Source organism: Paenibacillus barcinonensis, from assembly GCF_003217495.1.
GTDB classification, from domain to species: Bacteria; Bacillota; Bacilli; order Paenibacillales; family Paenibacillaceae; genus Paenibacillus; species Paenibacillus barcinonensis.
Genome location: NZ_QJSW01000058.1, coordinates 1 through 1,919 on the forward strand (window position 1 = coordinate 1; position 1,919 = coordinate 1,919).

2 protein-coding genes are annotated in these 1,919 nt (G+C 36.6%); both read right to left on the reverse strand.

The annotated features are described in order from the left end of the window. Positions 1–255 precede the first annotated feature (255 nt). Complete coding sequence (locus DFQ00_RS29385) at positions 256–1,047, reverse strand: PD-(D/E)XK nuclease domain-containing protein (protein WP_167433875.1); 792 nt, start codon at positions 1,045–1,047, stop codon at positions 256–258. A gap of 265 nt (positions 1,048–1,312) precedes the next feature. Further along, on the reverse strand, positions 1,313–1,732 hold the full coding sequence (locus DFQ00_RS28595) for a GNAT family N-acetyltransferase (protein ID WP_425271062.1): 420 nt from the start codon (positions 1,730–1,732) through the stop codon (positions 1,313–1,315). Positions 1,733–1,919 lie beyond the last annotated feature (187 nt).

The following is a 1,919-nucleotide window of genomic DNA, read 5'->3' on the forward strand; positions in this document are numbered from 1 at the left end:
TTAAGATAATTGACAGTTTTCACTGCTGCTTCACCATATTTCCCCATAATAATCCTTCTTTCTTTTTTACTATCGCAATAATTTCGGCTAACGTTCCCGTATTCACGACTCGACGTATGTCGAGTATCCGGCGACTGCCGGATCAAGGGCATATGCCCGCAGCGTGAATATTATGTTATACGACGGAATTTCTTCTATGATTAACTTGCTTATTCCTTTTTAGTTCTATCTTTTTCATTCCGTGATGCGAAAATTTTATAATCCTCTAGGAGTAATGATCACTTGAACATCTATTCCTTCATGTGTTTTACTCAAGTCGTTTTCAATTCCCTTTGGATTCCCTATTCTTCCTTCTGGATCATATACGAAGCAAATCAGAGTTTTACAATTAGGATGTGCTTGATACCTTAAAATATCTATCATCAGTTGTTCTCCTACTTCTTTAGCAACTAGTCCTTTTCTTGTCTTTTTAATTTCAATAATGATATTTTCTTGTTTTAATAAAAAATCGACACGTGAACCACTTCCTGCATAACTTGGAGTCCATTCTTCAGGACGAATATCATCAAAATATAAAGTCAGTAACGCATGAAACAAATCCTGAACGTCATATTCATCTTCAATATTAAGAGTCTCCCGGTTAGCATGTCTTGAACGAATTTGTCTTGAAATCAAGTGAAATCTATTACATAAATTTTGTATTTTTTCAATTTCTAAATTATCTTCTTTTGGTTCAAGCACTTCTGTCCAAAACTCATTAATTTCTTGAATAAATGAGAGTAGTATTGATTTCGCTTCTTCTAATCCCTCAAGATAAGCTTCTACAAAAGCAGAATCAGGAGTACCAGTCGAAAAAATACCTAGTGAATAACTAATGTCATCGAAATCCTTGATATGTCTAGTATCTTCTCCAAATACTTTGGTAATAATGATTTCAGTATCTCTTTGCCACTTTTTAAATTCTGGAGAAAAACTCTCGCTAGCCTTTAAATCATCTGCTAAAGCAATTTGTCTCTCAAACTTCTGTATCGCTTGCTCTTTTTTCATAAAATTCTCCTTTTGGATGTATTTAGATTCTGTCGTATAACGTTCCTGTATTCACGACGTCCCACCGACTTAAGGCTCAACCAGGAGCCGACAGCAATGCGGTTAGTCGGTGCGGATGTGTCCGGCTGAATCTTCTTCTCCGCTGCTGATAATGCCTCTCCGAAATCGCTTCTCACTTCTGCCGGACCGAGGGCGAATGCCCGAAGCATGAATATATTGTTATATGCTGTATCTGCCTTCAACGAGTAACCCGCAAAAGTCAGTTCTATATATTCTTCTTTAAATAATAATGTGTGTGTCTTCCGGCATTTTCAATTGTTCCATAGATCTGGAATCCCTCTTTCAAATAAAAGTCTAGCGCTTGAAAACTCAATGTATCTAGCTTAATAAAATCACATTCTTTCTCTATTGCCATCTTCTCCGCTTCTCTAAATAGTGCTCTTCCGTATCCTGATTTCCGATACATTGACTCAACAAATAGATAATGAATCTCCAACCAATTCCAACAAAACTCTCCGACAATACCACCGATTATCGCTCCATCATCATTAACTAAATGTAAATTCAACTCTTGATATCGACCTTTCAAATCGTCAGGAAAATGTATAAGATTGAACTCTATCATCCTGTTACTTACGTAATCTTTGTTTTTAGAATCTATGTTATTGGTTATCACTATTGACAACTTCATTCACTCCCATTTTTCTTGTTTATATTTATTTAGATGATTTCATAAGCCTTTGTAACTTTATTCTCTATGCTCTTGCAGATATTGCATATAACGTTCCTGTATTCATGAACCCCGAAGGGGTTGTCTGCTGAAATCCCTCCTCGAAATCCATCCGCAGACCGAGGCTCCGAAAGGAGCCGCA